This is a genomic window from Mesorhizobium sp. M0500 (assembly GCF_040321165.1).
GTDB lineage: Bacteria > Pseudomonadota > Alphaproteobacteria > Rhizobiales > Rhizobiaceae > Mesorhizobium.
Window position 1 is genome coordinate 629,168 of the sequence record NZ_JAMYRB010000002.1, and the last position, 25,624, is coordinate 654,791.

Genomic DNA, 25,624 nt, shown 5'->3' on the forward strand with positions numbered 1-25,624 from the left:
CCCGGCTAGTCGAGAAAAGGCAGCACCACAAGCGCTTCCGGGTCGAGCCCGTGCTGGGCGCATATACCCTGCGCCAGGGAAAAGTAGCGTTCGGCCTCGGCCAGATTGTCGAGGTCGAGATTAAGCGTTGCAAGACCATCATAACACGGAAACAGCAGTTGGGGTTCGCCCGTTTCGCGAGCTACGTCCAGTGCTTCGTGGAACAACCCAACCGCCAGGTCCGGACGGCCGTTGCACTGATGGATCTGCCCAAGCACGATCAACGGCACCGGCAGGTGCTCGCGCTGGTCGAGCGCCCGGTCGATCTCGATGGCCTTCTCGGCAGCAGGCACGCCCTCCGTTGGACAGCGATCCGTGAAAGTACAACAAGCGACCGCCAGATTGGCGAGGAGGCGCGCCTGGAAACCCAAATCACCAATACGGCGCGCCACTTCAAGACCGCGCCGACAGACCTCCATCGCCTTTGCGGGATCGATGGTCGTGTAAAGCACGCCGAGATTGGTGTAGCCGCGGCAGGCCGCGCCCAGCAGACCGGCGGCTTCGGCCAATTCAATGCTACGCTCAACCTGACGCACGGCCTCACGGTTTCGCCCAAGGCGAGCCAGCGCGACAGCCTTGGTATTGAGTGCCTCGGCGGTCACAAGAGTGGCATCACACCTTACCTCGGAGACATGCTCCGTTGTCAGTGTGCCTACGCAATCCAGCGCCGCGTCTGCCCATTTTGCCGCGAGAGCGTGATCTCCGCTACGGAACGCCTGTCGGCCACGTTCTTGCCACAGATGCGCCTGCTCGATCGGGGCATCCGCTCCATCGAGGAGCGCTGCCGCCTCAGCATAGCGGGGTTCTGCCTTGTCCCGCTTGCCGACATCCCAGAGTAGCCGACCGATCTTACGCAAAACTCGCGCCGAGGCGACGCGATTGGCCGACTCGCGGTATGCCTGCAACACCGTCTCGTAGTGGTGGTGCGCGATCTCGCGGCGGCCTGCCGGGCCGCTCAAATCGGCAATGCGCTCTGCAATTGCCAGTTTGAGCGGTGTTTGCCCGATCGCGCCCAACGCAGTCAGTGCTCGCTCGTAGAAACGAAGGGCGTCGTCGTTGGCATATATCATGCGAGCGCGATCGCCTGCCGCCTGCAGGTAATGCGCGCCCTTCTCCCGCTCGGCGCTCTGTGCAAAATGATGACCGAGCACGGTCAAATCCTCGAGCCGTTCCGGCTCGTCGCCGCACAGTTGCTCCAAGGCAGCACCGATCCGCCCGTGGATTTCGGTCCGGCGTTGCAGGAGCAGATTCTGGTAGATCACGTCCTGCAGCAATGTTTGCGTAAAGCGGTAGCTTTGAGACGAGACCGAGCCTGATCCAGCAACTTCCTCGATGATTTCCGCATCGCAAAGCAGTTCGCAGCCGGCTTCGAGCCGGCCGGGGTCGGCTGTCACGGTTTTCAGAAGTGTGGCATCGAAGCGCGGGCCGATTACCGCGGCCTCCTGGGCCAACCGGCGCACCTCTTGGGGCAGCCGGTCGACGCGGGCAAGCAACATTGCCTGGATAGTGGCGGGGATGCCGGTTGCGACTTCGCCTGCCACAGTCCGCCATCGCTGGCCCTCTCGCATCAGTACACCGCGATCGATAAGCCCGCGAACGATTTCCTCTACAAAAAGGGGGTTGCCGCCCGCGCGCTCGAGGATCTGGTCGAGAAGCCCTCCCGCGGAGCTTACCCAGCTCTCGCCGAAAAGCGCTGCCAGCAGGCTGCGTCCGTCATCATTGTTGAGTGGCGGAAGCCTGAGCGCTGTGTGACTGACCCGACTTGAGTCGAGCTGGTCGTTGTCCGGCGCCGGACGATGCGTGACCAGCAACATCAACCGCGTGCGTTCCAACCTGTCCATCACGAAACGTAGTGCCTCGAGCGACACGGCGTCGGCCCAGTGTAGGTCTTCGACGACAATCAATAGCGGCGACAACGCAAGCCGCCGTTCGATGATTGTGCGGACTGCGTAGAGAATTTGCCGCCGCAGCTGCTCGGGCTCGACATGCTGCAAGGTGGCATCGGGGTCGCCAAGGCCAAGCACATGGTAGAGCAAAGGCATCAGCCGCTTCGCCTCCTCGCCCTGCAGGCCGAGATCGGCAAGCAAGCCTGCGAGCTTCCCCCGCATTTCGTCCCCATTGTCGTTTTGCATCATCCCGGCAGCGCTGCGCACCACTGCGCCCAAGGCGCCAAAAGATTGTTCACCCAGCGGTGAGCACGTGGCCTGCCGCACGGCGACGTTGCGAAAACGCTCCTCGTCGCCGACGCGGGCGACGAACTCACTCACCAGCCGCGATTTCCCGATGCCGGCTTCTCCGACGAGGCGGACAAGTTGGGCCGAGCCGCCACACGCCTGGTCAAGGCTCGCCATCATTCTATTGAGCTCCGCACCACGACCTATTAGCGGCGCACTGAGGCCGAGCGCCTCGAGCCCGCGCGCTGCACGCGGCACCGCTAGCGGTGCGTCCAGTCGATGAACGAGCACGCTGCCAGCCTTGCCGCGAAACACGACATCACCCAGCGACTCGTAAGAGAAGGCATGCCGGGTCAGCCTGTGAGTGAGCTCGCCTACCAGCACCTCACCCGGTGCGGCCAGCGATTGCAGGCGTTGCGCCGTATTCACTGTGTCGCCGGTCACGGAATAGGATCTGGCGGTGCCGATGCCCAATCCGCCAGTAACGACCGGACCAGTGTTTATGCCGATGTGGAGTAACAGAGGCGAGCCGGAGTGGGGGGTGCTTTCGCCGAGCCGCGCCGTCCGGGCGATCATGTCGAGAGCGGCGCGAAGCGCACGTTCCGGATCGTCCTCATGCGCGACCGGCGCACCGAACAAAGCGAGCAGTGCATCGCCGATGAATTTGTCGACGAAACCACCAAAGTTTCGCACGGCCGCCGTCAATTCCTTGAACAGTTTGTTCTGCAGCGCTTGCATGACCTCGGGGTCGAGCTGCTCGCTGAGTGTCGTAAAGCCGCAAAGGTCGGCGAACAGGACCGTTACCGTCCGGCGATCGGCGTCAGAGACGGGATGCAGCCCTTCTTCGCTTTCGATGTTCGGAAGCAGCGACGGAGTTCGAGAAGGCGGCACAATGGTCCGGCTTGGTGCCGGAGCAGGCCGTTCGACGGCTCTTGCGGGCGCACCGACGCTTGCCCCACATTTCGGACAGAACTCGAAATCAGGTGCGCAGGTGTAGCCGCAACTGGCGCATGGCACGGGCTGGCGCCTGCCACACCTCGGACAGAAGGCGTAACCGCCCTCAATCTCGAAACCGCAGCCCGAGCAGTCCATCGAACAAGACCTCACTAGTGGCCGTGACGGCGTGATCTCGCCCGCACTTCACGGCCAGACTATTCACAAGGATGCACCGATAGTCGTCGACGGGCAAGCGGCAGCGAGCGATCCGTGTGGGTCCGGTGGCAGAGCGCTGCCCTGCGTGGCCGTCGTCTGCGAAAGTTCCCTCTTACCCTCCGTCTTCCTGCTATCATGAAGATGAGGAGGCCGTTGACCTCTTGATGCAACGGGCTGACTCGCAACGCTGTCACCGACGTCTCGCGCGCTTCCGGCCCGCAGCTACGGCCATCTGGGCCGTTTCGCCGAAGCCAGCGCGGCATGGCAGGAGGCGCTTCGCGTCAATCCCGACTATTCGTTGGAATACCGTCGCAAAGTCTTGCCCTACAAGAACCGGTCGATTTCGAACACGTGGTGGATGGGCTCCGCAAGGGGCGGTGCGGTGCAATGACAGGTGAGGCCTATGCGGCCGGATCAGACGCCAGAGGCTCCCCGATAGATCGCCGTCGCTTGCGGTTGCGCACTAGTCTCAGGTCGGCTTGATCTCTGCCTGGCCGATCTTGCGCCATCTGGCGTTTTCGCGAACCAGTTTCAGGTCGTCGGTCGTCTCGGCAAATGTCCGCAATCGGTATTGCCGGAGCAGGTTTGGGAAGAGCGCCACTTCCGGCAGGCCGGCAAGCTGCTCGCGGACTGAGATCTTTTCATCGATGACCCGCATGCCCCAGGCATTTTCCCGAACCTGCAGCTCCGCGGCCAGATCGCGCTCTTCCGGCGCGTTTTCGTCCAGCACGGCCAGAAGGATCGAGTGGAAAAGCGCTACGTAGCCAATCTGTCTCAGGCCGCCCACGACCCGCACGCGCGGCAATATGGCAAGGACGAGGAACGTCAGGAACAAGTTCGGCAGCAGCACGCCTTCCAGCAGCGCCCGCCTGAGATGTGGCCGCTCGAACGGGATGGAAAGACCTTGCGGCCTGTCAGGCTCGATCAGGTGCCCGTTCTCGAGAACGAGCTTGCGCACGCGCTCCTCGCGGATGCCCCAAAAATAGTCCGTGGCATTGGGCAGGAATCTGCCAAATGGGCTCGATGCGGCCTCTTGCCAGGCATGTTCGAGACGCTGGCGTCTTGCGGGTTCAATGAGCAGCCTGGAAAGAAGGCTGCCGTCATATTCCAGATGCCGCGCCATGGCAGCCGCGGCGGCCCGATCATCGGTGAAAACCGGCAGGGCCATGCCGGCACGATCCCAATTGGCGACCAGATCCTGGTTCATGGCAGTCAGCGCATCGGCGGCGGTTTCAAACACCTTGTCCTGGCTGGCAAGCAGTGTGCCCAGCCAGCGGCTGCCATCCGTTTCGTCGCCCACCGCTTCGAGCGCGCGCTTGTTGAGTGAGACGGGACCGGCCACGCAGGCGCTTTTGCGGCACAGTTTGTGGCGCCCCATGCCAAAGAGGTTGATCTTGTCGTCGCCGACGTCGAGCCATCCCGGCCCCTCCCGGCCAACTGTCTCCATGGTCATCGTCGTTCCCATGAAGCCGACGAAGGCCGACAGCCCGTTTTCGACCGCGCCGAGCCAGGCAAGCAGGAGGGCATCGAAGGTGATCCGGTCCATCAGAAGCAGGCAGTGCAGGCCGGACTGAATCACCGGTCTGTGCTCGAACTCGTCGAGGGCTTTGCCGATCTTCTCAGGCTGCATGATCATACCGAGGCGCTGATGCAGGATTTCGCGCAGGATCGAGCGGGCAGCGATCGCCGGGCCCGATGCAGGCCTTGCCACCGGCCGCCAAAGATGGCGGGCGTAGTCGGAAACCGGTGCATTCCAGTTCTGCTCGATGTCGCGCACGACCTCCGGGCAGAGCAGCGACAGCACAGCCAGAATTTCCAGCGGAGGGGTAGGGGTTGGATCAAAGACGGCGGTCATTGGTCCCGTCTAGCCGCTTGCGGTGTAAACGCCAAGCGAGACCAGACTTGCTGGATGCGGCCGGCCCACACATAGATCGTCAACTCGATTAAGATGGCGTGAGACGAAATGGCCGTATCCTACGCAGCTCTCCATGAGCAATCACCTGTTCGCTCGGCACGAATTGTCAGACTGGCTAAACAGCTAACGCCAAACAGCGGATCTTAGAACCGCAGCCGGGCCATGCTCAGGAGGTCGTGGTACTGCCCGTCGGTAAAGCCGGCCTTCACATGCCGGCCTTCGACCTCAAAGCCGTGGCTCTTGTAGAGACGGAGGGCCGCTTCGTTGTCGGCATAGACGGTCAATTCGACCCGCTTCAGGGCGCGCCAGTTGTCGGCCACGTCAAGCAGCGCGCCAAGTATGGCAGAGCCGATACCTTTGCCGACAAAGGCATCGTCAAGGCCAATATTGATCTCGCCGATATGCGAACGGCGCGGTGAACCCTGCACGACCAGGCTGCCATGGCCGACGACCTTGCCGTCCAGTTCGGCAACGATCCAGGTGGTTTCCTGGCCGGACTTGGCGATGCGCCGCTCCACCTGCTCCACCATCTCGAAAGGCATCCTGAGCGTGCCCCAGCGGAAGCCCGGCATGTTGAAGATAGCGCAAAGCGCCTCCGCATCGCTTGGCCGGACGGACCGGAGCAGCGGCTGGATTTTCTCGGAGGGTGGCGAGGTCGTGCTGGTCATGGCGTTCCCCGGCGATGGCAATCGGGCCGGTACGATGCACCGGACGTGACCTGAAAATCCAGCGGTCTCTGCAACCTATGATACCGATTGCGAGCTAAAATACCGGGAGGCGGCGTAGAGTTTGAACACGCCGCTGATGCCTATCCAGCCGAAAAGGGCGAGCCAGCACAATGTCCCGGTCGCCGTCCAGTCGATCCGGTGCACCGCAGCGTCGGTGATGACGACGCCGAGGATGGCAAGCAGGCCAACCAGAAACTGCGCCAGCCCGAGCACCAGCAGTTCCTCGCGCGGCGCGCTTCTCCAGACGAGATATATGCCGCCCGCACCGGCGAGGAAGATGGCGCTGTAGACCTGAGCGTGGAAGGCATCGATCGGCCATGGCCAGATGCCACTGAATGTCAGGGGAAACAGCAACAGGCCGACGCCATAGAGTCCAAGGATCGCGGATTCCGCCGGCATGTAGCCGCGCCATGCGGTATTTAAGGTCACGCCTTTTGCAGAAGGACGGGCCCTGGCCCGCCACAGGAACAGCCCGGATACCGCGACCGAAGCAAGATAGACCAAAAACCACAGCCAGGGCGCTTTGCGCTCGAAGTTGAAATAGCCGAGATTGATGAACGAAGCCACCGACACGATGACGGTGAAGATGAAGGCCATGACGAGCACGAGCCTGCCGGGCGACCAGCGATTCCAGACCAGCAGTGCCGCCATCACGACCATTTCGGCGGTGTAGAAGCCACCGAGGAAGCGCGCATTGAACGGCGTGACGGCCCAAGGCCAGCCCGGTTTCACCAGCGCAGGCATGAAAAACAGGCCGGCGCCTACGATCAGGACGATGATGACCACCGCAGAAAAAAGGCGCAGGGCCGCGGGAAATGGCGGATTGTCGGATGTCGGCATGGGAGAAAATCCCAAAGATGAATGCTCCATGGACCATCATAGTGCTGCTTGCGGCCGGTTAAAATCCGCCGAATGGAAATTGAACGGTCACCAGGCTTATCCATTCGAATGGCCGTACGGTCCGTTTCGAAGTAAGATGGAGCACTCGGACCAAAGACCGGTCCGGTCAAAACGCCTCGGGGTGCATTTTCCGGAGCCTGCACGATGAACGAAGCTCAGGATCTGTTCTCACTTCTGCGACAATCGGCCGATGTCGATCCGCAGGCGATCGACGCGATCAAGCGAACCATCGCGGAGGGCGAGGACCACGAACTTTGCCGCATCAATGCGCCAGCCTTCGCCAGCAAGCATGGCCTCGACGAGGAGCGCGCAATAAGCGCCTTTCTCCATGCGGCGCGGGTGGGCATCTTCGACATTTCCTGGAATGTTCTGTGCCCCGGCTGCGGCGGCGTGCTCGACACCAACGCCACGCTGAAAACCCTGCAAAAGGACGAATACACCTGCGCGCTGTGCTCCGAGGGCTATTCACCGACCCTCGACGAGATGGTCGAGGTGACATTCACCGTCAGTCCCCGCGTGCGCAGGATTGCCGCCCACAATCCACACGAACTGCCGGTGGCGGAATATTTCCGCCAGATCTACTGGGCGTCCGGCGTCGATCTGCCGGAAGAGGATTTCGCGAAAAAGCTGGAAGCGTTCTCGCTGGAGGATATCGAGCTTGCGCCCGGTGAAAAGGCGGTTCTGCCCATACAGCTTCCGTCCGAATTCATCATCGTCTTCGAGCCGGTCACCCATTCAGCGCAGTTCATCGACGGGAAGGGCGAACCAACAAAGGAGCGCCGGAGCCTCTCTTTGGCCTTCGACCGCGACCATGTCCAGAACCAGACGCTGGAGATGCAACCCGGCCCGTTGCGCATTTCGCTGGAAAACCGGACCGACACCCGCGTGCTGCCGACGGTCTTCATCGCCGGCCAGGCATTGCATGATTTCCTGGGAAAACGCCGGCCCTTCCTGACCGCCAAGCGCCTGCTCACCAACCAGACGTTCCGCGATCTCTATCGCACGGATACACTCGACATCAACCAGCGCCTGAAGATCACCAGCCTGACGTTCCTGTTCACCGACCTGCGCGGATCGACCGAGCTTTACGAGCGGGTGGGCGACCTTTCAGCCTTCGATCTCGTGCGCGAGCATTTCCAGGTTCTGCACGAGATCGTCACGGCGGAGGCAGGCGCGGTGGTGAAGACGATCGGTGATGCGGTGATGGCGACCTTCGCGACGCCTGATCGTGCGATTGCTGCAGCCCTCAGGATGCGCGATGCCATGCGTACGCTCAACGACAAGAGCGGGCGCGAGGATCTGCTGCTCAAGATCGGAGTCCATGCCGGCCCCTGCATCGCCGTGTCTATGAATGAGCGACAGGACTATTTCGGCCAGACGGTCAACATTGCTTCGCGGGTCCAGAACCTTGCCAACGCACAGGCGATCTTCGCCACTCGGGCGGTGGTCGACGACAATCTCACCGCCGATCTCTTGCACAGGAACGCGCTGACGCCCGTGCCCCACGAGGTCTCGCTGCGCGGCATTGACCGGGAGATAGCAGTATATACGATCCCCTGAAGGCTTGGCCCCTGAAGATTTGGCTCATCCCGGCCCCTCACACGCGCCTACAGATAAAATAACGATCGGCGGGAACCGAAGGTGGCGGCGGGAGGCGTTGCAACTGCGGGTGATCGAGCGGCGTGCCGCTGACCGCGATGCCGCCGACGCGAAGCAGGCGCGCGGTCAGATCGGGAAGCCAGGTAGAGGTCACTGCATCGCGATCTTCATAGCCGGTGCCGATGTCGGCATGAACAAGAGCGGCGTCGATGCCAATGAACCTGCTCGCCGTCTCGCGTATTTCGCCGAGCACGAGGTTTTCAGCTTCGGGAATTGAGCTGGCGTGTGCGGCAAGTGCGCGGTCGAACGCTACGATCCGGCGTCCGGGCAGGCGCTCGCGCAGATGGTGGAACGTCCGGCCATTGCCGAGGCCGAGCTCGAGCACGGGCCCCTCCATCTTTGCCACCTCGGCGCAGACATGATCAAGTATGTCGCGCTGTGCGGTCATCCTCCGGATGAAACTGTCAAGGCGACTCATGTGCGATTGTATGTCCAGAACCAGTTCACGAAATCAACTGCCCCCGACCAGAGCGTTTCGCGGCTGAAACCCGAGGCCGACGTGTTAAACCCCGATCGAGTCTTGCCGCGTGTAGAGGCGGACGATGAACACTGCAACAAGCGAACAGTTGCCAACAAGGATCATACGGGTGGAGTCGGCGGCACTGCGCGCGGCGGAATAGCGCTGTCACTTGTAGGGGTCCGCGGCGTCCCGCAACCCGTCGCCGAGGAAGTTGAACGCCAAGATGACGAGAACGACGGGGAGCATCGGCAAAAGCAGCCATGGATAGAACGCGATCACGCTGACGCTGCGCGCCTCGGTGAGCAGGATGCCCCAGCTGGTTATCGGTGCCCTCAGCCCGAGCCCGAGGAAGCTCAGCGCCGTCTCGCCCAGGATCATGCCAGGTATGGAGATCGTCGCCGTCGCGATCAGATGCGACATGAAGCCGGGAATGAGATGCCGCCCGATGATGCGGCTGCTTCTGGCGCCCATCAATTGCGCGGCCAGAACGTAATCCTCCTCGCGCAAGGCCAGAAGCTTTGAACGCACGGCCCGCGCCAGTCCGGTCCAGTCGAGCAGCCCGAGGATGACGGTGATGCCGAAATAGATCAGGATCGGACTCCAGGTTATCGGCATAATCGCCGCCAGAGCCAGCCATAGCGGAATGCTGGGGATCGATTGCAGAACTTCGATTATCCGTTGGACGATCAGGTCGAAGATACCGCCGTGATAGCCGGCCAGTCCGCCGATGACAATGCCGAGCAGGAAGCTGAAACTGATGCCGACGAGGCCGATTGTCAGTGAAATGCGTGCGCCATAGATGATGCGCGAGAGCACATCGCGCCCCAGCCTGTCAGTGCCGGCCAGAAAGAGCTGGCCGTTTTCGGCGGGGCAGACAAAATGCCTGTCACCTTCGATAAGGCCCCAGAACCGGTAACTGTCGCCCTTGCAGAAGAAACGGATCCGCTGAACATCATCCTGTTTCTCGACGTAGTTCCGCTTGAGCGTGTCCATATCCAGCGTCATCTGGCGGCCATAGACGAACGGCCCGACGAACTGGCCGTTGTGGAACAGGTGCACTCGCTGCGGCGGCGAATAGATGTAGTCCATGTTGCGCGTGTGCAGATCGTAGGGCGCCAGGAACTCGCAGATCAGTATCCCGAAATAGAGCGCTGCCAGGAATATGCCGGATACAAGGGCAAGCCGGTGCCGACGGAATTTCCACCACATCAGCCGCAGCTGCGACGCCTGAAAGACCTTCGACTGCTCCGGCGTCATCGCCTCGACCGACTGCAGGTCAAAGGGCGCAATGGAAACGTAGTGTTGCAGCGGGGCGCCCGGAGCGGGCAGCGGCGATTGCGTGTTCATTTGGTGCTGCCGCCTTGCAAACGAATTCGCGGATCAAGTAGCGCCAGCGCCAAGTCGGAAATCAGGACGCCGATGACCGTCAGGAAGGCGAGGAACATCAGGAACGACCCTGCCAGATACATGTCCTGGCTTTGCAGCGCCTTGATCAGCATCGGCCCGGTCGTCTCCAAAGACAGCACGATTGCCGTGATTTCGGCGCCGGAGATGATGGCCGGCAGGATAGAGCCGATATCTGAAATGAAGAAATTGAGCGCCATGCGCAGCGGATATTTGACCAGCGCCCTGAAGGGATGAAGGCCTTTGGCGTGCGCGGTCACGACATATTGCTTATGTAGCTCATCGAGCAGATTGGCGCGCAGCCGCCGGATCATGCTTGCCGTGCCCCCGGTGCCGATGATCAAGACCGGAATCCAGAGATGGGCGAGGATCGATTTCGCCTTGGCCCAGCTCATCGGCTCGCCGAGATATTGCTGGTCCATGAGATGGCCGATAGACGTGCCGAACCAGATGTTGGCGAAATACATCAGGATCAGCGCCAGCATGAAGTTCGGAATCGCAAGGCCGAGAAGGCCGAAGAAAGTCAGGCCGTAGTCGCCCCAGCTGTATTGATGCGTGGCGGAGTACATGCCGATCGGAAAGGCGATGAGCCAGGTAAAGATGATCGTGACGAAGGAAACCAGCACCGTCAGCCACATTCGGTCCCCGACGACGTCGCGAACCGGCAGCTCATATTCGAAGGAATAGCCGAAATCGCCGTGCAGCATCCCGCCGACCCAGTAGAAGTAGCGAATGACCGGTGGCTTGTCGAAACCATATTCCTTGCGCATCATCTCGATGCGATCGGAATCCACCGCTTCGCCTTGAGCCCGAAGCTCGGCAACATAGCTGTCGAAATAGTCGCCTGGGGGAAGTTCGATGATCGTGAACACCAGTGCCGATATGACCAGCAGCGTTGGAACCATCACGGCGATACGCCAGACAAAATATCGAAGCACGCTCAGGACTCTCCAAGCCAGAATGTATCCGGCATATAGACACCGAAATAGGCGGTCGGGTCGTAGCCGTAGAGCGCCTTGTCAGGCAGATTGCGCAGCCGCGAGGATGCCAGAATCGGCTGATGCGTTCCGTTTACCGTGCCGATCGAAAACACCTGATCGGTATAGATCGACAGCATTGAATTCCAGATCTCGGCGCGCTCCGTGGCTTCGGTCGATGCGTTCCAGCGCTTGAGTAAAGCCATCAACTCGACCACGGGCGGAAGATCGGGCGCTTCGCCGACCTTGCCACGGGACAAGTAGTGAGCACCCCAGAGCGGCCATTGCAGCTGGTCATCGACGGTGGGGGCGAGTTGGTAGGGGTTCATGTCGGCGGTCGGCACGCCATTGTCGATGCCCGACCACATCGACATCATGATCTGGCCACCAAGCGCGCGGCTGCGGAAGATGTCGCGCTGCGAAGTCCGGATGAACAGGGCGATGCCGATCTTGCGCCAGTGATCGGTGATGAGCTCGAGCGCGTCGGTTTCCAGCGTGCTTTCGCCGGCCGTTTCCACTACGAGCTGCGCCGGGCGTCCGTCGGGGAGTATCCGCAGGCCGTCATCGTCACGCGCCTGAAGCCCGACCTCGTCGAGCAGGGCATTGGCCTGGTCGGGATCATGGGCGACCCAGGCTTTCGCGAATTCCGGCCGGTAGAGCGGGCTCTCCGGCAGGACCGTATCGGCACTTTCCTGCGCCAATCCGTAGAACACAGCCAAATTGATCTCGCGCCTGTCCACAGCGAGCGAAAGTGCGCGGCGCACGCGCACGTCACGAAAAAGGCCACGCCACACCTGGTCGGCACAATTCAGATTGGGCAGCAGCGCCAGCCGCGAACCTTGTGTGCGTTTCCAGAGATGCATCTTCACCGGGTAGCGCTTCTCCGCATCCTTCAGGAAGGAGTAATCGGTGAAGTCAATTCCCATGCCTTGCAGGTCGCTCTCGCCCGCACCGGTCTTGGCGGAAATGATCGCCGACGAGCTGACATTCATGACAATCCGGTCGACATAAGGCAGTTGCCGGCCATTCTCGTCTATTCGATGAAAGAACGGGTTCCGCTCGAAGACGAACTGCTCAGCCGGCGGCTTGGTCCGGTTCTGCCAGGGATCGAGCGTCGGCAGTTCCGGGTTCTCCGGGCGATACTGCCGCGACATGCGGATATGCAAGAGCGTCCATTTCTGGGCCCGGTTCTCCTTCATTAGGCCGGCGAGCCGGAATGGATCTTGGTATTTCTTGTGGAACTGCTTGAGATAGGCGGCCGGCAGAACAAGCGATAGGGGCGAAGCAGCGGCGAGCTTGGGCAGGAAGTCGGGATTGGGCGCATCCCAACTATAGCGGACCGTCAACGGATCGACGATCTCGAAGCGTGGCGGCTTGCCGTCCGCCAGCAGGGCCGGGGCGAGCCCGCCTTGCGAAAGCTCATCGTTCAGCCAGACATCTTCCCAGCAATAGCGAAAATCCTCCGACGTCAGCAGGCTACCGTCAGACCATTTATGTCCTTCTCGTATCTTGAAAGTGAAGACACGATCATCCGCTACATCGAAACTTTCGAGAATGTCGGCTTGCAGGTTAAGCTTTTCGTCATAGCCGACCAGGCGAGCGTACCCGTAGATTGTCATCATCCGGATGTCTTTCTGGCTGCCGATGATCGTGCGCAGCGTGCCGCCATATTGGCCGGGCTGCCGGCCCATCGCGGCGAGATTCAACGCGCGAGGGCGCTTGGGCAGGCGTTCGGCGAGTGCCGGCAGCGCTCTGGCCTTCAGCTGCGGCTCAAGAAATTCCGGCTCCAGGTCGCCGGCGCGCAACGTGCCCGGCAGAAATGCCGAAGCCATGAGTCCAAGGACGGTGCGCCGGCTGATCAATGGCGTAGCTCGCTGAAATCGGCCGAACGTCGGGCCAGCACGAGGTGGCCGCCGCCAAGATCGAGCGGCGACAGCATATCCTCGTCGCCCTCGTCGCGGAATTGCGGTCCCCATGCGCTGGTGTCGGAAGCGCCGCTGAGTTTCAGCGTCTTGAAATCCATCGGCCTGTCGAGATCGGGGAAAGGTACTGCGGCGACCAATGAGCGCGTGTAGGGGTGGACCGGTTTCCTAAGCAGAATTTCGCGCGGCGCGAGCTCGACGATACGCCCGCCGCACATCACCGCGATACGGTCTGCCATGTAGTCCACCACCGCGAGGTTGTGGGATATGAACAGGTAGGTCAGGCCCAGTTCCTTCTGCAGGTCCTTCAGAAGGTTCAGGATCTGCGCCTGGACAGAGACATCGAGTGCCGAAACCGGCTCGTCGCAGATCAGGAGTTCAGGCCCCAGCGCCAACGCGCGCGCGATGCCGATACGCTGACGCTGCCCGCCGGAGAAACTATGCGGATAACGCTTTATGAAGCGCGGGTCGAGCCCGATTGCCTGCATCAGGCTCTTGACCGTGGCGAGTCGGGACGCGGCATTGCCACGTCGATGGATTTCCAGCGGCTCGCTCAAAATGTTCTCCACCGTCATGCGGGGTGAAAGCGACGAAACCGGATCCTGGAATACCATCTGGATTTTCGCGCGCAGCATGCGCAGGGCGTCTCCCTCGGCTTCCAAGACGTCGATCGGACCATCGCGGCCATTGAAGATCACAGAGCCGCCGGTAGGGGTGACAGCCCGCATGAGGATCTTGCTGACGGTGGTTTTGCCGGAGCCGCTTTCGCCGACAAGACCCAGGCACTCACCCCGCCTGATATCAAAGCTCACGCCGTCCACGGCGCGAACAGAGGTTTGATGATCTCCGCCGAACCATCCGGACTTGCGGATCGTGAAGGTCTTTGTCAGATCCCTGACCGACAGCAGGATGTCGTCCGGCCCCTTCGATGCCGGCGCCGTCTGCTTGCCGAGCAGGTTCCCGACATTCACCGGCACCTCGCGGAGCGCCTTTAGCCTTTCGCCGGGCTTCAGGTCGAAATGCGGAACGGCTGCCATCAGGCCCTTCAGGTAAGGGTGGCCCGGCCGGCGGAATATCGCCTCCACAGGTCCCGCTTCCATGATCTCGCCATGGTACATGACCACCACCTCGTCGGCGACGTTGGCGACTACGCCAAGGTCGTGCGTGATCAGCAGCATCGCCATGTTCAGCTTCGTCTGAAGCTCGCGCAGCAATTGCAGGATTTGCGCCTGGATGGTGACGTCCAACGCCGTCGTCGGCTCGTCGGCGATCAACAGCGCGGGCCGGCAGATAAGCGCCATGGCGATCATGGCGCGTTGACGCAATCCTCCCGAAAGTTCAAAGGGATACATGTCATAGGCGCGCTTGGGGTTGGGAAAGCCGACAAGTCCGAGCATTTCCTTGGTCCGCGCCTTGCGCTCCACCCAAGCCATGGGCGTATGAATCTGCAGGGATTCGCTCACCTGATTGCCGATCGTATGCAGCGGCGACAGTGATGTCATCGGCTCCTGAAATATTTTGCCTATGCGGCTGCCTCTCAACGCCCGGATTTCGGGTCCGTCACGCGGCATCTGCAGGATATCCTGCGTCGTGCCGGGCTTTTCAGGATCGGAAAACAGGATACGCCCGCGAACATGGGCTGTGTTCGGCAAAATGCCCATCACTGCCTGGCTAAGAACCGATTTTCCGGAACCGGACTCGCCCACAAGCGCAGTAACCTTGCCGGGCAGGACGCGAAGATTTGCACGCCTGACGGCATGCAACGGTCCCCCTATAATGGCAAAAGAGATGCCAACATCCTCGATCCGCAGCAGATCAACGCCCAAATTCATTCTCACACCAGCCCCCACTCTGGCAGGTCCAGAAGGCGAGACTAGCGCATTGCCAGCCTAGAGCAACTTGGATTCGAACAGTCCCCAGTTCCCTGGCGGAACCGGCGACCGGACTGCATACCAAACGCGTTCGGATCAGATCGTGGCGGTTACTGGAGCTTCCTCGGGTCGCCCGCGGACGGCCGCGCGGCATTGCGATGAAGCAGCATGACCTGCTCGGCGTCCGATATTCGGTCGTAAATCGGCTCCAGCGCACCGTCTTCGTCGAGCGAGAGAGCACCCGACAAATCGGGTGAAAGCACCGTTAGCTTCTGCCTGATGCCCGCCAGTTCCTCCATGCCGAGCGCCAGCCAGTTGTTGGCGCCGCAATAGCCGGCGAAGTCTTTGCTGGCGAGAACGCTGTGCGGATATTTCTTGGTCAGGGTCTGGAGGCGCTGGACCTCGTTTACAGCCGAACCGAAGACAGAGAATGTGAGCCGGTCGGTAAGCCCGACATTGCCGAACATCACATTGCCGACATGCAGGCCGATACCATAGTTTATGTCGCTCAATCCCTGCTGCTTTCTGCGCAGATTGAGATCCATCATGCGCGCGGTGGCCTTGTGCGCTGCTGCAAGAGCAGCCTGGCAGGCGATCTCGGACTGTGAACGGTGCCTTGCGCAAGGGTAGACGGCAATGAAGCCATCACCTATGAAACTCATGATCTGCCCGCCCTTGCGATTGAAAGGTGCAGCAGCGGCGTCGAAAAACTGGTTCAGCGTATCGATATAGACTTCGCGGCCGGAGGTTTCGGCAAGTCTTGACGACCCGCGCATGTCGCCCATGACCAGTGCCGCCCGGATTGTATCACCCTCGCCGCGCTTGATCTGGCCGTCGAGCACGCGCCTGCCGGCGTCGCCGCCGAGATAAGTGGTCATCATGTTGTCGGCAAGCTTGGTGAGCACCGCCATCTTGGTTGCGATAGCGAGATGGTTCTGGATGCGCAGCAGCGCCGAAATCATGCTGTCGCTGAAGCCTGCAGCACTGTCGGTGGACCAAGACCCGATCATGCCCTGACTGGTGTTGCCGCTGAAGGGATGGACGAAAGCCATGTAATCGGTGACGCCCATCAGCTTGAGGTCATCGAAAACAGGAAATTCCGACGGCACCGACGGGTCGAGCCGGCGCCGCAGATGGTCGAGCTTGTGGCTGAGCAGATGGTAGTATGGGCTGGTCAGGAATCTGTCGGAATGAACGCCGTTCTCCTTGCGGAAGCCTTCCACTTCCAGGCCCTGGCCGCGGAGCCAGGTGAAGCCGAGCGCGTCATAAAGCGGATGAAGCATCGAAAAGCTCAAATGCACCCGCTTCAACGGCAGGCCGGCAGCAGCCAGCCGTTCACAAAAGCCCCTTACCAATGTTTCCAGGTCGTCGCCCGCCAACGCCGATTGGGTCAGCCAATCGGCAACCTTATCCATGAGAATGGCAGAAATTTCTGCTTGCGCTGTGCTCATGCTATCTCGAAATCTCCTTGCACAAATTCGCCGGCTCGGACGCCGTCAGGCCTTCACCACCGTCTCTCGGGCTAGCCCGAGGCGGCCAAAAATATTGCGTGTGTCGACGATCAGTAGAGCGTGATCCGCGATCGCCTGATAGTCGATCGCGTCGTGGTCGGTCGCAACGACGACAGCGTCGAAATCCTTCAAGGCCACCTCGGTCAATTCGACCGAGCGACGCCCCTTGATCGCCATATGCTCCCGTGTGCCCGGGATTTCGGCAACATGCGGATCGTGGAATTCCGCCTTGCCGCCCCATTCCTCGATGAGTTCAATGAGCCGCAATGAGGGGCTTTCGCGGATGTCGGGCACATTCTTCTTATAGGCGAGCCCGATGATGAGAATGCGCGAGCGGCTGAGCGCCTTGCCGCAGCGCCGGTCCAGCGCCTTCGCCAGTTCATCGACCACATGACGCGGCATGGCCGTGTTGATCTCTGCCGCCAGCTCGATGAAGCGGGTCGGCAGTTCGTATTCGCGAGCCTTCCACGTCAGGTAGAAGGGATCGATCGGAACGCAGTGCCCACCAAGTCCAGGGCCAGGATAGAAAGGCATGTAGCCGAAGGGCTTGGTCTTTGCCGCCTCGATCACCTCCCAGATGTCGATTCCCATCGCCCCGAGCACGACCTTCAACTCGTTGACGAGGGCTATGTTGACCGAGCGGAAGATGTTTTCCGTCAGCTTGACCGCCTCGGCGGTCGCCGTGGTGGAAACTGGAACGACGGTCTTGACCACGCCCTGGTAGAAAGCCTGCACGAGCGTTGCCGCTTCAATGCCGTCCCCTGCCACGACCTTGGGGATTGTCGCGACCTCAAAGCTGCGGTTGCCGGGATCCTCGCGTTCGGGCGAGAAGCCGAGGAAGAAGTCTGTCCTCGACTGCAAGCCGGTTTTTTCCAGGATGGGCTTGATCACGTCGTCGGTGGTGCCGGGATAGGTGGTCGATTCCAGCACGATCAGCTGGCCGAGACGCAGATGCTTCGCGATGTTGCCTGCCGTGTTCCTGACAAAGGAGAGATCCGGCTCGCGGTGTTTCGTCAGTGGCGTCGGAACGCAGATGATGATGACATCGCAGACGGCCAGTTCGGCAAAATCCGCAGTGGCGCGGAACCGTCCGCTTGCCACCTGGCCGGCAAGGGCTGTCGACGTCACCGCCTCGATGTAGGATTGGCCGTTGTTCAGGCTCTCGACCTTCTGGCCTTCGATGTCGAAGCCGGAAACCGGGAAGCCGGCGCGAGCGATCGCGACCGCCAGCGGCAACCCGACATAGCCCAGTCCGATCACGCCGACTTGCGCGGCGCGCGTCGAAATCCGGTTCAGAAGACGGTCATATGTCGATCGTGAGGCGTCCAAAAATCTGCTTCCCGTCAATTCGGACAGGCCGTCCGCTTCCATGGTGAGGCTCACCGCTCCCAAGAACCCCGAGGCATATTGCGGAAAATCGATGTCCGCAAGCCGTCAGATCGGCACCTTCGCCTTCAGGCTTGCGGCAGCCATCGCATAGCCGCCGGCGGCGCCATCGATGAAATGAACGTGATCGCGCTGCAGCGGCGATGCGACGAGGCATGTCATCAAGGCCGATTTCTGGCGGTGCAGGCCATAGTTGCAGATGCCCGCCTCTTCCGCCTGTTTCAGCCGGTTCTCGATCCGTTGCAACACATCCGCGTCAACGTCGATGGTCATCTTCAAGCCATCGTCGAACTTCCGGAAATCCGAATTGCTGGCCACTTCGCGTTTGTAGATCTTCGGATCGAATCTGCCGATCGTCCAGCCAAATCTATCCGCAACAGCCGTAAGCGTCATCAGGAACACTATCCACAGCTTCGACAGCCACCGCCGTCCTGCCGGCGCCGTGGCCCGCGCCTCGACATCGAGGCCGGCGGGCAGCAAACTATAGTCCGGCCCGTTCACCGGCACCGGGTGGCCATCGCGTTCCTGCCTGCCGGCAAGGGCGATGATGTCGGAAACCAGAAACTGAAAACCGCGCAAGTCGCGCGACGCCCCCGGTATGGCTATGATCGAGACGATTTCGCCATGCCGGGCTTCGATCGGGTTCCAGCGGCACGAGAGGCCAGTCAGATCCGGTCGCGTGCCGGCCGGCGCAGGATCGATGCGGTAGCGCCCCGCTTTCATCTCGGCTTCCGCCCAACTGCCGCCACCTCCGGCGAACATGGCATAGAAGACCGCATCAGAGGCCTGGAACCTCGCCACGCGAACATCGAGGCCTTGCGCTCTTATATCCTTTATCGGCACGATTGCGGCACGCAAGGTCAGATCCAGTTCGTCCGCCACCCATCTCTGGACAGCCGCCAGCGCGTTACGGGTGATCTCCAGCGCCGAGCCAGGAAACGCCACGAGCGCGCCGTCGCCGCCGAAGACAAAGGGAAGATCTTGCCTACCCAGCGCATTGAGCAGCGCCGAAATGACGCTGGCACCGGCCATATTGACGGTTTTATAGCGCCCCGCCTCGATCGCCTTGGTCGAGCCGACGATGTCTGCGGTGGCCAGCGCCCAGCCATCGGGGAGAGGCCGATAGTTATCGATATCGGCAACGCTTTCAAACTTTGCGAAGACCGGCAGAGAAGCAACAAACGGATCGGACGCGGCAGCTGTTTCCATGAGCATCAGATAGCACATTCCAGTGCTTGAGGGTGAAGTCGATCATGCTTCGAAATTGACTTGCGCAGGCTTTCCGATGATAGGGTCCGGGGATGCGAATTGCCTTCTATGCGCCGCTGAAGTCGCCCAATCATCCCGTTGCCTCCGGCGACCGCCAGATGGCACGGATGCTGGTCAAGGCGCTGGAGCATGGAGGACATAGCGTCGAACTGGCATCCGAATTGCGCTTCTATCTACGCGAACCGGATTCGAAAAGTTTCGATGCGCTCAAGATCGAGGCCCGGGAGGAAGCCGCGCGGCTGGCAAGGCTTTGGGATCGTGACGGCAAGCCCGATCTGTGGTTCACCTATCATCCCTATTACAAGGCGCCCGACCTGATCGGGCCCGAACTGGCGTTGGCCTTTGGTGTCCCCTATGTGACAACGGAAGCCTCCTATTCGAGGCGGCGCAACACCGGTTTGTGGGCCGATACGCAAGCGTTGGTGGCGCGAGCCGTCGAACAGGCGGCGCTGAACATCTGCTTCACGCAAAGGGATCGTCAGGGACTGGCAGATGCGGTACCCGACGCCGCTTTCGGCATGCTTTCGCCCTTCATCGACACATCGCTATTCCGGGAAACGCCGGCACGAGGTTGTCCGACGCGCCTCGTTACCGTCGCCATGATGCGCCCGGGCGACAAACTCGAAAGCTATCGCATGCTGGCGCAGGCGCTCGGTTCGATCGGTCACCTGCCCTGGACCATGTCGGTCGTCGGGGACGGACCTGCCCGCGAGGAGATCAAAGCGCAATTCGCCGGCTTGCCCGCCGAGCGTATCGAATGGCTTGGCGCGATTGAGCCAGCCGCCGTGCCGGATGTCCTCTACAGTGGGGGAATTTACGTCTGGCCGGGTTTCGGCGAGGCCTATGGCGTTGCCTATCTTGAAGCACAGGCCGCCGGCCTTCCGGTTGTGGCTCAGGACGTCGCCGGCGTGCCGGAGGTCGTCCGGAATGGCCAGGCCGGGTTTCTCACCCCGCCGGACGATGTGGCGGCGTTCGCTTCTGCCATTGAAAGGCTTCTGGCCCGTAACGACGAAAGATCCATCATGGCCGCAGAAGCCAGACGTTTCATCCTCGAAGAACGTTCTCTCGGTGCTGCAGCGGCGCGTCTGGCCGAACTTCTTGCGAAGATCCCGGTCTCATGACATCCGATCAAATCTGGCAACCCTTGGTGGAGGAACTGGCGAGCCGGCAACGGGCGGACCGTAAGGCAGAGTTCTGGCTGCGCGACGATGACGCCGTGGATCCGACGCCTGCGCTTGATCGGTTGCTCGACCTCACCGGTGAATTCGCGGTTCCGGTGACTCTGGCCGTCATTCCCGCCCTGACTGACGAGAAGCTTGTCGTTCGGCTTGACGAGGCGCCGCATGCCACGGTCGCCATCCATGGCTGGGCGCACCGAAATCATGCGCCCGAGGGCCAGAAGAAGCAGGAGCTCGGCGCGCATCGGCCACGCGAGGCGGTGCTCGATGATCTGGCTCGCGGGCTGGCGCACATAACCGGCCTGCACGGCGCACGTGCCGTTCCGATGCTGGTGCCACCCTGGAACAGGATCGACGCCGGCTTGGTATCCGACCTTGGATCGATAGGATTTTCGGCATTGTCGGTCTATGGGCCGCCAAGGCCGGCTTCACTTGCGGTCATCAACAGCAATGTCGACATCATGGATTGGCATGGCACGCGCGGCTGCCGCGATCATGGCCTATTGGTTCAGGCTATCATTGCGCAATTGCAGCATGCATTCGATGGGGGCGAACCGGTGGGCCTGCTCACCCACCATCTCGTACATGATGAATCGGCCTGGCTCTTCCTCGAACGGCTGTTCACAGTCGCCGCACAGACTGAAGCCTGCGCATGGCTTCCGATCAGGACATTGATCGGGCGCAGCGCCGGTAGAACAATTCCAGGAAGGTATGAACGGTTTCCGTCCGGAATTGCGTCAAAACAAAGAGATAGAGGAAAATAGCTCAGCGCTTTTTGCGCAATGAGACTGGAAGTTTGAGCGTCTGGCCATCCCGCGCGACAAAAGCGCCGGTAAACCTGTCCTTGGCCAGTTTCTGGATCTTGTCCAGTTCCTTGTCGGTGCGTGTCGGATCGTGGTGAAACAGTGCAAGCCTCCGCGCACCGGCCGCCTCACAGAGCTTGACGCCCTGTTGCCAAGTCGAGTGCCCGTAACCGCGGCGGCGTTCCATTTCCTCCTCGGTGTAGGTGCAATCGTAAATGACGAGGTCGGCATCTTCGATCAGGCCGAGCACCGCCTGATCGAGTTTGTCCGGCTCGTGCTCAGTGTCTGTGATCACCGCCACGACGCCGCCGCCCCATTCGACCCGGTAGCCTATGCAGCCGCCCGGATGCATAAGACTGCCGGTTCGGACCACCACCCCTTCGCGCGGGCGAAGCACGTCTCCAGATACGAAATCGCGATAGTCGAGGCTTGCCTTGCAGGCCTCCAGTTTCACCGGAAACCACGGCGGCCGCATGAACTCATCGACCATCTGCCGGGTCGTCATGTGTCCTGCAAGATGCCCGGACCAAAGCGTAACCTTGGCGCCCCGGTCATAGATCGGCGCAAAAGACGGCAGCCCGATGATGTGATCGTAATGGCAATGGGTGAAAAGCAGGTCGAAATCGGTCACGCCCAACGCCTGAAGCGCCGCGCCGGCAGGCCGTAGGCCAGAGCCTGCGTCGAACAGAAGCGTATGCTTACCGCATCGCATCTCGACACAGATTGAGTTGCCGCCATAGCGAGAGAATTCTGGCCCTGATACCGAAATGCTGCCGCGGACACCCCAAAACCTGACCAGGAAAACGTTGTCGTCCATGCTACCCCTTCGCCCATCATATCCAAACAACTGCTGCTAGGCGAGACAGGCTTTCTCCGGGTGATCTTCTCAGCGAGAGGACAGTGCCGTCACGACGGCGAGGATCGAGCGCACGTCCTTCGTTATTTGGCGCTTCGTGCGTCGATCAGATCCGCGGTCGTATGGCTTAGGCGATCGGCAAGAACCCGCAATATCTCGATGGTCATTTCCGGGAACTCCCTCATAAGCCTCAGGAAATGATCCTTGCGGATTCTCAGGGCTTCCAGCGGACTTGCCGCTCTGACGGTGGCAGTGCGGGAGCTGTTGCACAATATGGCGATCTCGCCAACGATCGAATTTGGCTCCAGTTCGGCAACTTTTATCGGTCCGCTGTCGGAATCGACAAGAATATCCGCCCTGCCTGAAAGGATGACATAGGCGGCGTCTCCCTCGTCGCCCTGCCGGAAAAGGATCTGGCCGGCGCTGTAGCTCACACGATCGGATGTGAACGCAAGCAGCTTGAGCTTTGTCGGCTCGATGGCAGAGAACAAGGGAACGCGTTGCAGCATTCCAACTTCATCCTTGAGCAGCATTGTCGCAAACCTTCCAAAATTCGCGTTTGCCAGACTAGAGCAACGGACGCCCAGATGGAATCAATTCTCTTTCCGGGATGGCGAGACAAACCACGCGAAAGGTGGCGAGCCCGATGTCCGGCACCGGCAGAATGATCCCATCTGAATGTCCGTTGCTCTATGACAACAGTTCCTTGAAGATACCGTTCCCTGCCAAAAGTGTCTCGTGTGTTCCGTCTTCCGCCAATTGACCCGAGTCGAAGACGATAACGCGATCGAACATCATCGCCATTGCCGGATTCGTCACGACCCACACAATTGCCGGCGAATGGCCGTCGCGCCTGGCTTCCTCGAGCACATTTCGCAGCACCTTATCCTGCATGCGCTGGTCGAGCGCCGACAGCGGCCGGTTGAGAATGAGAAAATCGGGACGCTTGAGCAAGGCCCGGGCAACATCGAGCTTCTGTCGCTGTCCACCGGTCAGCCGCCTGCCGCCGGAGCCGACGTTGAAGTCCAGGCCGACATCCAGAAGTTCGCCATAAAGCCCCAGTTCGTCAAGAATGTCATAGACGATGGAGCGTATGCGGTCGGGCGCGTCGGGATGATTGTTGCCCACACGCCCGAACAGGACATTATCCATGACGGTGGCCGCGGCAATGTATTTGGCAGGATCATACCGTTCGACCGCATTGTGCAGCTCGGGCGGCAGGTCTTCATAGAACCGGTTGCGTGCAGCGACGATCTTGCTCATCAGCTCGTCGCTCAGCAGGCCGAAGCGGTGCCGGGGCTCGATGTAGGCAAAGCTCAAGGTGACGATCATGGCGCGATCGTTCTCCGAAACCGCCTCGTAGGGACGGTTCTTGAGCCGTTGCAGCAAGGTTTCGTAGGCGGGTATCTCCTCCGCGCTCATGAAGGCGAGCTGCTGGAAGAACTGGTGATCGGGCGGCAGGTCGGCAAACAGCTCGATCGCCTGTTTGGCGATCTCCAAGCCCATTTCGTAGAGCGTGCGGTCGAGGCCGGCTTGCCTCAGCACGGAAGCAAAATAGGGATTGGCCGCCAGGGCCCTGTCGGCCAGTTCGGGGCCGGCGGCAGCGCCGAAGAGCAGGTTTTGGCCGATCGTTGCTTCCTTGTTGTAGGCGCCCGGTTCGAAAGGAACCACCAGTCCGCTCAGCCCCTCTTGTTCCAGCCGGGTCCGCAGCGCCGCACGCAGTTCGACGATCCGCCTGGCAAGCTCCGTGTGACGCGTGAGGTCGGCCGAAGAGCGCAAGCCGAGATCCAGAATGTCACGCGACAGAACAACCGCGTCGAGCACCCGGCGCACGGCTTCAAAGAGGTCGTGCGGGCCGGTAGCGCCAGCGGAAGCATAGTTGATCCAGTCGCTGTGGATATCAAGATCCGGATTGCCCGACCGGCGCGCCTCGTGAATGTTCCAGCGGTGCTGATCTGCCGCAGCACCGTCATAAGGCACCGATGTCAGCGGCGCATGCTTCAACCCGTAGAGCAGGTTGTCGCGGAGGCTTGCCTGGAACAGGAAAACATCCGACGAGGCATACGACATGCGCCGGCCGGTTACTGCTTCGGGGAGTTCAAGCAGGTCGTCGGTGCCCGAAGCGACCCTTCCGCTGTCCGGCCAGTTCAGCCGCGCGAAGGCTTCTGCAAGCGCCTCCGCTCCACCTGTTGCGGTACTGACCAGTGCCACCGTCTCACCCGGCTTGACCTGGAGGGAGATACGGTTAAGGAGCATTGCACCGCCATCGTCTGCTACGGACAGATTGATCGCCGACAGCGGCTTGGTCATCGGATCGGGATCGTCGATCGTCAATACCCCGATTTTCGGCGCGATGAGACCTTCGACGGTGAACTGTTCAACGACCTGTTGATATTTGACCTGGACATCCTGCCGATCCTGATCCCAGTCGATCAGTTCCTTCATCGGTCCGGGCAGGTCCTTGTAGGCGCCGATCACGGCCACGAGCTGGCCGACGTCCAGCCGCCCCTGGAGGACCAGATACCCGCCGATCATGTAGAACAGAAAGGGCGTGAGCTGCGCGAGAAAATTGTTGAGGAACTTCACCATGAATTTCCATTGGTAAAGATCGAAGCGGATCTTGAAGATGAGCCCGAGCCGGGCAGCTATGTCGGCGCGCTCGTAGTTTGATGTATCGTGGACGTGAACCGCGCCGATGCCGTCGACGATTTCGCCAACCCGGCCCGAAAGCGCGCGCGCCGTCAACTGCCGTTGGCGTCCGAGCACGATCAGCCGCCGCCGCATTCGCGGGATGAGCACGATCTGGATCGCCACGATCACGACCGCTATCATTCCGAGCCAGACGTTCTGGATCATGATGAACAGCATGGCCGTCAGCGCTTGGCCGCCGAGCAGTACCGGCTGCAGGAAGGCGTCGCCGATGAAGCCGCCCAGCGGCTCCACCTCGTCCTTCACCATGGTCGCCACTTCGGCGGATTTCACCCGCTTGAAGTAAACCGGCGGAAAACGCAGCACACGGTCGACCAGATCGAAGCGGATACGCCGCAGCATGCGTTCGCCGAGGCGGCCCTTGTAGGTGTTGATGTAGAATTTGAACAGGCCGTTGATGACGACTAGCAAGAGGAACACAAGGCTCAGGGCAAACAGGGTCTCCTCGCGGTCGAGCTGAAAACCGGAGAAGAACTGGACCTCTCCAATGAACGGCAGGTTATAATGTAGCCTCATGAATGGCTGGGTCGCGCCCGGTTGCTCGAAGCCGCGACCTTGGATCGGTCCGTTGACGATCAGCTTCGGCAGGTCGAAGGACATGAAATACGGGATCATCGAAAGCACGACGATCATCAATATCCAGAGCTGCTGCTTCTTGGTGTGCGTCCAGATATAGCGGGCTAGGCTGGCTTCCATATGCGACTGTGGACC

Annotated in this window: 18 protein-coding genes and 1 pseudogene; 4 read left to right on the forward strand and 15 right to left on the reverse strand. The window is 60.9% G+C overall.

The features are described 5' to 3' along the window. Positions 1-5 precede the first annotated feature (5 nt). The gene (locus NKI70_RS06900; protein WP_352697033.1) at positions 6-3,305 is read right to left on the reverse strand and encodes an adenylate/guanylate cyclase domain-containing protein; all 3,300 of its coding nucleotides are present in this window, start codon (positions 3,303-3,305) and stop codon (positions 6-8) included. Between the two features lie 203 nt (positions 3,306-3,508). Here NKI70_RS06900 and NKI70_RS33955 point away from each other — a divergent pair. Continuing rightward, positions 3,509-3,737 (forward strand): annotated as a pseudogene (locus NKI70_RS33955) (adenylate/guanylate cyclase domain-containing protein); the annotation flags it as partial. A gap of 97 nt (positions 3,738-3,834) precedes the next feature. On the opposite strand, the gene NKI70_RS06905 reads toward NKI70_RS33955, so the two are convergent. The 3 genes from NKI70_RS06905 to NKI70_RS06915 all read right to left on the reverse strand — a co-directional run bounded on the left by NKI70_RS06905 (position 3,835) and on the right by NKI70_RS06915 (position 6,848). Beyond that, positions 3,835-5,220, reverse strand: coding sequence for a hypothetical protein (locus NKI70_RS06905; protein ID WP_352697035.1), 1,386 nt, complete (start codon positions 5,218-5,220; stop codon positions 3,835-3,837). A 203-nt stretch (positions 5,221-5,423) separates the two neighbouring features. Further along, positions 5,424-5,948 carry a GNAT family N-acetyltransferase gene (locus NKI70_RS06910; protein ID WP_352697037.1) on the reverse strand — a complete coding sequence of 175 codons (525 nt, stop codon included), beginning with the start codon at positions 5,946-5,948 and terminating at the stop codon, positions 5,424-5,426. Positions 5,949-6,023: 75 nt separating this feature from the next. Beyond that, positions 6,024-6,848: a hypothetical protein gene (locus NKI70_RS06915; protein WP_352697039.1), complete on the reverse strand. Its 825-nt coding sequence runs from the start codon at positions 6,846-6,848 to the stop codon at positions 6,024-6,026. A gap of 204 nt (positions 6,849-7,052) precedes the next feature. Here NKI70_RS06915 and NKI70_RS06920 point away from each other — a divergent pair, with 204 nt between their 5' ends. Continuing rightward, positions 7,053-8,468 (forward strand): adenylate/guanylate cyclase domain-containing protein, encoded by a 1,416-nt coding sequence (locus tag NKI70_RS06920; RefSeq protein ID WP_352697040.1) that lies wholly within the window; start codon positions 7,053-7,055, stop codon positions 8,466-8,468. 37 nt (positions 8,469-8,505) lie between these two features. Here NKI70_RS06920 and NKI70_RS06925 read toward each other — a convergent pair whose 3' ends face one another. The 8 genes from NKI70_RS06925 to NKI70_RS06960 all read right to left on the reverse strand — a co-directional run bounded on the left by NKI70_RS06925 (position 8,506) and on the right by NKI70_RS06960 (position 19,307). After that, positions 8,506-8,985, reverse strand: a complete 480-nt coding sequence (locus NKI70_RS06925) for a class I SAM-dependent methyltransferase (protein WP_352457162.1) — start codon at positions 8,983-8,985, stop codon at positions 8,506-8,508. Positions 8,986-9,192: 207 nt separating this feature from the next. After that, complete coding sequence (locus NKI70_RS06930; protein ID WP_352697042.1) at positions 9,193-10,374, reverse strand: ABC transporter permease; 1,182 nt, start codon at positions 10,372-10,374, stop codon at positions 9,193-9,195. Continuing rightward, on the reverse strand, positions 10,371-11,369 hold the full coding sequence (locus tag NKI70_RS06935; RefSeq protein ID WP_023675966.1) for an ABC transporter permease: 999 nt from the start codon (positions 11,367-11,369) through the stop codon (positions 10,371-10,373). Before NKI70_RS06935 ends, NKI70_RS06930 begins: the two co-directional genes overlap by 4 nt. Before the next feature lie 2 nt (positions 11,370-11,371). Continuing rightward, positions 11,372-13,270 carry an ABC transporter substrate-binding protein gene (locus NKI70_RS06940; protein ID WP_023675965.1) on the reverse strand — a complete coding sequence of 633 codons (1,899 nt, stop codon included), beginning with the start codon at positions 13,268-13,270 and terminating at the stop codon, positions 11,372-11,374. Then, complete coding sequence (locus NKI70_RS06945) at positions 13,267-15,162, reverse strand: ABC transporter ATP-binding protein (protein ID WP_352457165.1); 1,896 nt, start codon at positions 15,160-15,162, stop codon at positions 13,267-13,269. The genes NKI70_RS06940 and NKI70_RS06945 overlap by 4 nt, the downstream gene beginning before the upstream one ends. Before the next feature lie 149 nt (positions 15,163-15,311). Next, positions 15,312-16,652 (reverse strand): adenylate/guanylate cyclase domain-containing protein, encoded by a 1,341-nt coding sequence (locus tag NKI70_RS06950; RefSeq protein WP_023675963.1) that lies wholly within the window; start codon positions 16,650-16,652, stop codon positions 15,312-15,314. Between the two features lie 45 nt (positions 16,653-16,697). Continuing rightward, on the reverse strand, positions 16,698-18,041 hold the full coding sequence (locus NKI70_RS06955) for a nucleotide sugar dehydrogenase (protein ID WP_352697044.1): 1,344 nt from the start codon (positions 18,039-18,041) through the stop codon (positions 16,698-16,700). A gap of 105 nt (positions 18,042-18,146) precedes the next feature. Then, complete coding sequence (locus tag NKI70_RS06960) at positions 18,147-19,307, reverse strand: DUF3095 domain-containing protein (RefSeq protein WP_023675961.1); 1,161 nt, start codon at positions 19,305-19,307, stop codon at positions 18,147-18,149. Positions 19,308-19,399: 92 nt separating this feature from the next. Between NKI70_RS06960 and NKI70_RS06965 the strand changes: the two genes are divergently transcribed. Both NKI70_RS06965 and NKI70_RS06970 read left to right on the forward strand, forming a co-directional pair. Beyond that, entirely contained in the window at positions 19,400-20,488 is a 1,089-nt protein-coding gene (locus NKI70_RS06965) for a glycosyltransferase family 4 protein (RefSeq protein ID WP_352577341.1), read from the forward strand. Continuing rightward, a complete protein-coding gene (locus tag NKI70_RS06970) occupies positions 20,485-21,309 on the forward strand; it encodes a polysaccharide deacetylase family protein (protein WP_352697047.1) in 825 nt (274 codons plus the stop codon). The genes NKI70_RS06965 and NKI70_RS06970 overlap by 4 nt, the downstream gene beginning before the upstream one ends. A 1-nt stretch (position 21,310) precedes the next feature. Here the strand turns inward: NKI70_RS06970 and NKI70_RS06975 are convergent, their stop codons facing one another. From NKI70_RS06975 to NKI70_RS06985, 3 genes are all read right to left on the reverse strand, one after another. Further along, on the reverse strand, positions 21,311-22,165 hold the full coding sequence (locus NKI70_RS06975; RefSeq protein WP_352577345.1) for an MBL fold metallo-hydrolase: 855 nt from the start codon (positions 22,163-22,165) through the stop codon (positions 21,311-21,313). A 122-nt stretch (positions 22,166-22,287) separates the two neighbouring features. Next, positions 22,288-22,737 carry a cyclic nucleotide-binding domain-containing protein gene (locus NKI70_RS06980; RefSeq protein ID WP_023675957.1) on the reverse strand — a complete coding sequence of 150 codons (450 nt, stop codon included), beginning with the start codon at positions 22,735-22,737 and terminating at the stop codon, positions 22,288-22,290. 157 nt (positions 22,738-22,894) lie between these two features. Next, positions 22,895-25,609, reverse strand: a complete 2,715-nt coding sequence (locus tag NKI70_RS06985; protein WP_352570088.1) for an ABC transporter transmembrane domain-containing protein — start codon at positions 25,607-25,609, stop codon at positions 22,895-22,897. Positions 25,610-25,624: the final 15 nt, after the last annotated feature.

Bases quoted from the DNA above. Each gene is read 5' to 3' on its own strand.
- NKI70_RS06900 (WP_352697033.1), bottom strand. From the start codon at position 3,305: ATGGACTGCTCGGGCTGCGGTTTCGAGATTGAGGGCGGTTACGCCTTC.
- NKI70_RS06905 (WP_352697035.1), bottom strand. From the start codon at position 5,220: ATGACCGCCGTCTTTGATCCAACCCCTACCCCTCCGCTGGAAATTCTG.
- NKI70_RS06910 (WP_352697037.1), bottom strand. From the start codon at position 5,948: ATGACCAGCACGACCTCGCCACCCTCCGAGAAAATCCAGCCGCTGCTC.
- NKI70_RS06915 (WP_352697039.1), bottom strand. From the start codon at position 6,848: ATGCCGACATCCGACAATCCGCCATTTCCCGCGGCCCTGCGCCTTTTT.
- NKI70_RS06920 (WP_352697040.1), top strand. From the start codon at position 7,053: ATGAACGAAGCTCAGGATCTGTTCTCACTTCTGCGACAATCGGCCGAT.
- NKI70_RS06925 (WP_352457162.1), bottom strand. From the start codon at position 8,985: ATGAGTCGCCTTGACAGTTTCATCCGGAGGATGACCGCACAGCGCGAC.
- NKI70_RS06930 (WP_352697042.1), bottom strand. From the start codon at position 10,374: ATGAACACGCAATCGCCGCTGCCCGCTCCGGGCGCCCCGCTGCAACAC.
- NKI70_RS06945 (WP_352457165.1), bottom strand. From the start codon at position 15,162: ATGAATTTGGGCGTTGATCTGCTGCGGATCGAGGATGTTGGCATCTCT.
- NKI70_RS06950 (WP_023675963.1), bottom strand. From the start codon at position 16,652: ATGAGCACAGCGCAAGCAGAAATTTCTGCCATTCTCATGGATAAGGTT.
- NKI70_RS06960 (WP_023675961.1), bottom strand. From the start codon at position 19,307: ATGGAAACAGCTGCCGCGTCCGATCCGTTTGTTGCTTCTCTGCCGGTC.
- NKI70_RS06965 (WP_352577341.1), top strand. From the start codon at position 19,400: ATGCGAATTGCCTTCTATGCGCCGCTGAAGTCGCCCAATCATCCCGTT.
- NKI70_RS06970 (WP_352697047.1), top strand. From the start codon at position 20,485: ATGACATCCGATCAAATCTGGCAACCCTTGGTGGAGGAACTGGCGAGC.
- NKI70_RS06975 (WP_352577345.1), bottom strand. From the start codon at position 22,165: ATGGACGACAACGTTTTCCTGGTCAGGTTTTGGGGTGTCCGCGGCAGC.
- NKI70_RS06980 (WP_023675957.1), bottom strand. From the start codon at position 22,737: ATGCTGCTCAAGGATGAAGTTGGAATGCTGCAACGCGTTCCCTTGTTC.
- NKI70_RS06985 (WP_352570088.1), bottom strand. From the start codon at position 25,609: ATGGAAGCCAGCCTAGCCCGCTATATCTGGACGCACACCAAGAAGCAG.